Below are 5,954 nucleotides of genomic sequence, written 5' to 3' on the forward strand. Positions count from 1 at the left end.
CGGGCGGCGCTGCCGCGACGGGCGCTGTCTCGGCCGGCTTCGGCGGCGGCGCTGGGTTGGCGACGGGCGGCGCTGCCGCCGGGGGCGACGCGGCGGCGGTGACCGGTGCGGCTGTTGCCGGTGCGACCGATGCCGCGGGGACAACGCTCGGCTGGGCCGGGGTAGAGTCAGCGACGGCCTGCGGTGCGGTGGCCGGTGCAGGCACGGACGCCGTCTGGGCCGCGGGTTCGGTCGCGCTGGGAGTCGGCGTGCTCGTCGCACTCGACTCGGCACTCGCGGTCTGGACAGTGTGGTCAGTCGCCGGCCGGGCGACGGGCTGCGGTTTGGGTCGGGCCGCTGGCCGCCGGGTCTGGGTCGGTGCCGCCGCGGTGGCAACGCGAACCGGCCGGCTCGCAGCCGGGGCCGCCTTGGGCATCGGCTCCGCGGGCGGCGTCGGTGTCACGCTCGGTCCCGTGGGGCCGAACAACTCGGTGGCGCTGATGGCCCCGGCACCTGGGCTGGCGGCTGGGTTCTCGGCCGCCACGCGCGCGGCGATCTCGCGTCGCTCGCGCGCGCGCTCGGCGCGTTCGGCGGCGACCGCGCGCTGACGCGCGGCATAGTCGCCGTAATCCGGCCCGGAGCCGATGATGCTGACCTTGGTGCCGACCCCGACATGCTGGAACAAGACTGGGGCCATCTTGCTGGGCAGGCGGATACAGCCGTGGGACGCGGGGTGTCCTGGTCGGGGAATGGGGCCCGCGTGCAGACCGACGCCGTCATAGGTGACGCGCAGGAAATACGGCATTTTCGCGCCTTCAAAGCGGGCGCCGGCAGGAATCGGATCGCGGCCGGCCTTGGCATCGGAGCGGACCACACCACCGCCCGAGCTGTAGACCTTGCCGTAGAGGTTCGAGCGTTTGTTGGCGACCTTTTCCAGGACCTCGAAACGGCCGGTCGGGGTGGGATGCTTGCTCACGCCCGACGCCACCGTGGTCCAGCCGACTTGTTCCTCGCCGTCATAAAAGCGGGCCTTTTGCTCATCGGTGTTAACCACGATGTGCGAGATCTTGCGCCCGTCACCGTTCCATTCGTAGAGCTTGCCGGACTTTGGCTTCTCCTGGGGTGTGGGGATGGGCTCGGGTGCGGCCGGTTCGGCCGGTTCGACTGCCACCTGTGGGGTCGCGGCGGCCGGCGTGGCAGTGGGCTTGGCCTCGGGTCTGGCCAGGAAGCGGGTGACTTCGGTGCAACCGGTCAGATTCAGCGCAAGCGGGGCGGCCAGCAGCGTGGCGAGCAGCCGGACGGACAGCGCGCCGGTCGGTCGGTCTGGGGGAGAGTGAGTGATCTTCATGGGAATTGTTCCTGCGCCGCAATTGAGGGATCGGAGCTAAGATAATTGTCAATGCTGCTAAGGATAACCGCTAGACGGCCGGAGGGCACGCACGAGCCAATCCGGTGTTGGTGGCGGAGCCGTTGCGCCTATCCACCGGTTGTTACCGGCAGGACGGCGCCGAGGTACCAGGACGTTTTAAGGTGATTTCGGCGGAAAGGATCTACCGACGAGTAGGAGCGGCTCAAGTCGCCCCTACAGCCCAACCGAATCTTGCAGGCTTGCGCCGTCGGGATGGGCATTCCCGGAAATCGCCTAACCGCCGGTGGCGTTCATGTGCCGCAGAATCACCGGGTGGCCATTCAAGGCAAACTCGTGTCCGCGCGGCTTGATGGACATCGCGGACACAATGGCCTGTTTTACGCGCGCATCGTCGGTCGGATTGGCACGCAGCGCGCGGCGCAGGTCGACCGAGTATTCCTGCCCCAGACAGAGCAACAGCCGCCCCTCGGCGGTGACCCGCACCCGGTTGCAGTCTCCGCAGAAATTGTGGCTGTGTGGGGAAATGAAACCGACCCGCGTGTCGCTACCCGCGATCCGGAAATACCGCGCCGGCCCGCCCGTGGACTCGGTGGTGGGAATCAGCTCCCAGTGACGCTCCAGGTCGCGGCGGATGGCGTCGCTGGAGTAATAGACCGCGGCGCGGTCGTGATCGCCGATCGATCCGAGCGGCATTTCCTCGATGAAGCTGATGTCCAGGCCCCGCTCAACGGCAAAGCGCACGAGGTCCGGCACCTCGTCATGATTGCGGCCCTTGAGGATCACCGCGTTCAACTTCACCCGCTGGAAGCCCGCCGCCAGAGCCGCGTCGACCCCCGCCAGGGTCTTATTCAGGTCGCCCAGGCGGGTGATGGCGTGGAAGCGCTCGGGGCGCAGTGAGTCCAAACTGATGTTAATGCGGGTGACGCCCGCGGCCTTGAGTCCGGCGGCATAGCGGGCGAGTTGGGTGCCGTTGGTGGTCAGAGTGAGGTCGCGGACACCGGGCAGCACGCCGAGTTGCTTGAAGAGCCACACCACGTTGCGCCGCACCAGCGGCTCACCGCCGGTCACCCGAAGCTTCACCACCCCCAGTTCACTGAAGCAGCGCCCAAGTCGGGCCAGTTCCTCCAGGGTCAGAATCTGCTTGTGGGGCACGAACGCCATGTCCTCCGCCATGCAGTAAAGACAACGCAGGTCGCAGCGGTCGGTGACCGACAGGCGCACATAGGTGACCTGCCGACCGAAGCGATCGACGAGCTGACTGGGCAGGGGCGCGGACTGGATGCTCACGCGGGTTCTCTCCTTCGCGGCGGATGACCTGGGAGGGGGGGGAATTCAGCCGCGAATGAACGCAACTATGCGGACAAGGTAGCCTGTTGCGGACAGAAACGACACCCCGGCGAATCGATGGGAAATGCCCTGAAAGACATCGAACAGGTCGAATCCAGCCTCTGGGAGGCCGCCGATCAGCTCCGCGCCAACTCCAAGCTGACCTCCAGCGAGTACGTGATGCCGGTACTCGGCATCATCTTCCTGCGCCACGCCGCCAATCGCTATACCGCGGCCAGGGCCGCCATCGAGGCCGACCAAGCGGCGGGTAAGATGCCCAAGCGTCCGCTGATCCAGGCCGATTTCAAGAAACGCCGGGCGATGCTGCTGCCGCCGGAGGCGCGGTTCGACGCGTTACTGCGGCTGCCGAAAGACGCCAACCTGGGGGCGGCATTGGTCAGCGCCATGCACGCGATCGAGGCCGAGTTCGCACCGCTGGTCGGTCAGCTTCCCAAGGACTACGAGAGCTTCGATCCCGGGTTGCTCGAAAACCTGCTGCGCATCTTCGACAGCGAAACCCTGCGCGCGGCCACGGGGGATGTGTTCGGCCGCATCTATGAATACTTCCTGATGAAGTTCGCCATGCAGGGCGCGCAGGACAGCGGCGAGTTCTTCACGCCGCCCGCGCTGGTGCAGACCATCGTCAACGTCATCGAGCCTGACCATGGCATCGTCTTCGATCCGGCCTGCGGGTCGGGCGGCATGTTCGTGCAGTCGAGCCATTTTATTGAGGACCGCGGCGCGGACACCAGCCATCGGGTGACCTTCTACGGTCAGGAGAAGACCGGGACCACCATCCGTCTGGCCAAGATGAATCTCGCCGTGCATGGCCTGGAGGGCGACATCCGCGAGGCCAACAGCTTCTACGAGGATGTCCATCATCTCAAGGAAGGCAAGCCGCTCTGGGGGAACTGCGACTTCGTCATGGCCAATCCGCCCTTCAATGTGGATATGGTCGATGCCTCCCGCGCCGCGGGCGATTGCCGTCTACCCTTCGGGCTTCCAGGCACCACGAAGAACAAGCAGACGAAGAAAGAGACCGTCTCCAATGGCAACTACCTCTGGATCTCCTACTTCTGGAGCTACCTGAATGCGCGGGGACGGGCGGGCTTCGTCATGTCCTCCCAGGCGTCCAGTGGCGGCCACGGCGAGGCAACGGTGCGCCGCAAGCTGGTCGAGACCGGCGACGTGGACGTGATGATCGCCATCCGCGCCAACTTCTTCTACACCCGTTCCGTCCCCTGCGAACTGTGGCACCTGGACCGGGGTAAACCGGAAGCGCGGCGCGATCAGGTGCTGATGATCGACGCCCGTAACGTCTACCGGAAGGTGACGCGCAAGATCTACGACTTCAGCCCCGAGCAACTCACCAACCTGACCGCTATCGTCTGGCTCTATCGGGGGCAGACGCAGCGTTTCCTGGATCTGGTCGCGGGCTATTTTGACCGCATTCGCGACGAGATCGCCCTGATCGAAGAGGCGGTGCTCGCGTTCGAGGACAGCCTCGTCGAGATCGAGGACGGGGTCAAGACATTCGCTGATGGCGTTGGCGCCATCGCGGAGATCGAGGAGTCGCAAAAGCAGCCGCTGGCCGATGCCCTGGCCGAGTTGACCGAGACCGAGAGCGCCTACGAGACCGACCGCGCGTCCTTGATCGACGCCCTGGCGACCTTCGTCGAGGTGACCACCAAGACACCACCCGCCGGCAACGCCGATCAGCACGCCGCCCGGCACGCTTTCGCTCCGCTGGCCGAGCGCATCAAGGGCCTGGTCAAGCAGATCGATCTGCTCTACAAGCTCGCCGCCCGCGCCGCACAACTGGCCCAGGATCTCGCTCGCGATGAGAGTGTAGGGGCGAATTCATTCGCCCGCGACGTCAAGGCCCTGCCACGCCGCCTCAAGCAGCTCGATGCCGAGCGCAAGACCGCGGTCGAGCAGCTCAAGCTTGCCGTCTATTTCCATCGCCAAATCCTCTGGCTTCAGGAGCGCTTCTCCGAGGCGGAGTTCATCGCCGTGCCGGGTCTGTGCAAGGCCGTCACCCGCGCCGAGATCGCCGCCGCCGACTGGAGTCTGACCCCCGGCCGCTATGTTGGCGTCGCCCCGACCGAGGAGGACGAAGACTTCGACTTCGAGCGGACCCTGCGCGACATCCATGTCGAGCTGGCGGACCTGAATCGCGAGGCGGCCGAGCTGGCGGCGCGGATTCAAGAGAATTTCGAGAAAATCCCGTAGGGGCGAATTTATTCGCCCAAAATCCCAAAACTGCGAGATCGCCCGACCAACCCGCCGACCTCAGCCCATGCCACGTGACGATCTACTCAAAGGACGCTTTTCCTCCCCCGGTCACGTCTACCACGTCACGACCTGCACGGAAGCGCGTAGGCCCTTGTTCCGCGATTTCCCCTGTGGAAGGCTGGTGGTGAAGGAGATGCAAGCACTGAACAACACTGAAACACTGACATCGCTTGCCTGGGTCATCATGCCCGACCATGTCCACTGGTTATTTCAACTTGGGAACGACCGGACATTGTCGCACGCCATGAAGGGCTTCAAGGCCTCTTCGGCATTGAGTATCAACCGCTTCCTGAATCGCCGCGATCCAGTCTGGCAACGCGGATTCTACGATCATGCCCTGCGCCGGGAGGAAGATCTGCGCACCGTCGCGCGTTATATCGTCGGCAACCCGCTACGCGCCGGCCTGGTCCAGCACATCGGAGACTATCCGCTATGGGACGCCATCTGGCTGTAGGGGCGAGCTCATTCGCCCGGAATCCCCGGTTTGACGACGGGGCGAATGAATTCGCCCCTACAAGGGCGCCGCGCGACATCCCTGTCGAGGCCAGCGGCCGGAACCGCGAGAAGACCGCGCTGGTCCTCCGGATTGTAGGGGCGAATTCATTCGCCCCGCTAGCAGCGCGGATTCAGCCGAATCTTGAGGAGTTGCGGATGTGAGTTGGACTGACTGCAAACTCGGCGATGTGCTGATGCTCAAGCGCGGCCACGATTTACCTGAGCAACGACGTGTCGATGGTCCCATACCAGTCGTTTCATCTTCCGGGATCACCGGCTGTCACCAAGAGGCAAAAGCTCAAGCGCCTGGTGTTGTCACCGGTCGATACGGCACTCTCGGTGAGGTCTACTACATCGACCAAGATTACTGGCCACTGAACACGGCGCTTTATCTCGACTTTGGCCATTTCAGGCCGTCGAGGCCAGTTGATTCAGCACGCGTTGCCAATCCTGGCGGGAAATAACGAGGGCGTCCGGGTCTGCGGTTGAG

At 64.8% G+C, this 5,954-nt stretch carries 5 protein-coding genes; 3 read left to right on the forward strand and 2 right to left on the reverse strand.

The features are described 5' to 3' along the window. Positions 1-1,327 (reverse strand): L,D-transpeptidase family protein (locus tag QZY03_RS24785; RefSeq protein WP_295585587.1); only part of this gene is annotated, 1,327 nt, incomplete at its 3' end. A gap of 294 nt (positions 1,328-1,621) precedes the next feature. Then, complete coding sequence (moaA, locus tag QZY03_RS24790) at positions 1,622-2,635, reverse strand: GTP 3',8-cyclase MoaA (RefSeq protein WP_295585589.1); 1,014 nt, start codon at positions 2,633-2,635, stop codon at positions 1,622-1,624. A gap of 117 nt (positions 2,636-2,752) precedes the next feature. Here moaA and QZY03_RS24795 point away from each other — a divergent pair, with 117 nt between their 5' ends. From QZY03_RS24795 to QZY03_RS24805, 3 genes are all read left to right on the forward strand, one after another. Next, the gene (locus QZY03_RS24795) at positions 2,753-4,906 is read left to right on the forward strand and encodes a type I restriction-modification system subunit M (RefSeq protein ID WP_295585591.1); all 2,154 of its coding nucleotides are present in this window, start codon (positions 2,753-2,755) and stop codon (positions 4,904-4,906) included. 67 nt (positions 4,907-4,973) lie between these two features. Then, positions 4,974-5,423, forward strand: a complete 450-nt coding sequence (locus tag QZY03_RS24800) for a transposase (RefSeq protein ID WP_295585593.1) — start codon at positions 4,974-4,976, stop codon at positions 5,421-5,423. A 199-nt stretch (positions 5,424-5,622) separates the two neighbouring features. After that, on the forward strand, positions 5,623-5,928 hold the full coding sequence (locus QZY03_RS24805; protein WP_295585595.1) for a hypothetical protein: 306 nt from the start codon (positions 5,623-5,625) through the stop codon (positions 5,926-5,928). The last annotated feature ends 26 nt before the right edge of the window (positions 5,929-5,954 follow it).

Origin of the sequence: uncultured Lamprocystis sp. (assembly GCF_903933125.1) — a bacterium.
In the GTDB taxonomy this organism is placed as follows: Bacteria; Pseudomonadota; Gammaproteobacteria; order Chromatiales; family Chromatiaceae; genus Thiodictyon.

Bases quoted from the DNA above. Each gene is read 5' to 3' on its own strand.
- QZY03_RS24795 (WP_295585591.1), top strand. From the start codon at position 2,753: ATGGGAAATGCCCTGAAAGACATCGAACAGGTCGAATCCAGCCTCTGG.
- QZY03_RS24800 (WP_295585593.1), top strand. From the start codon at position 4,974: ATGCCACGTGACGATCTACTCAAAGGACGCTTTTCCTCCCCCGGTCAC.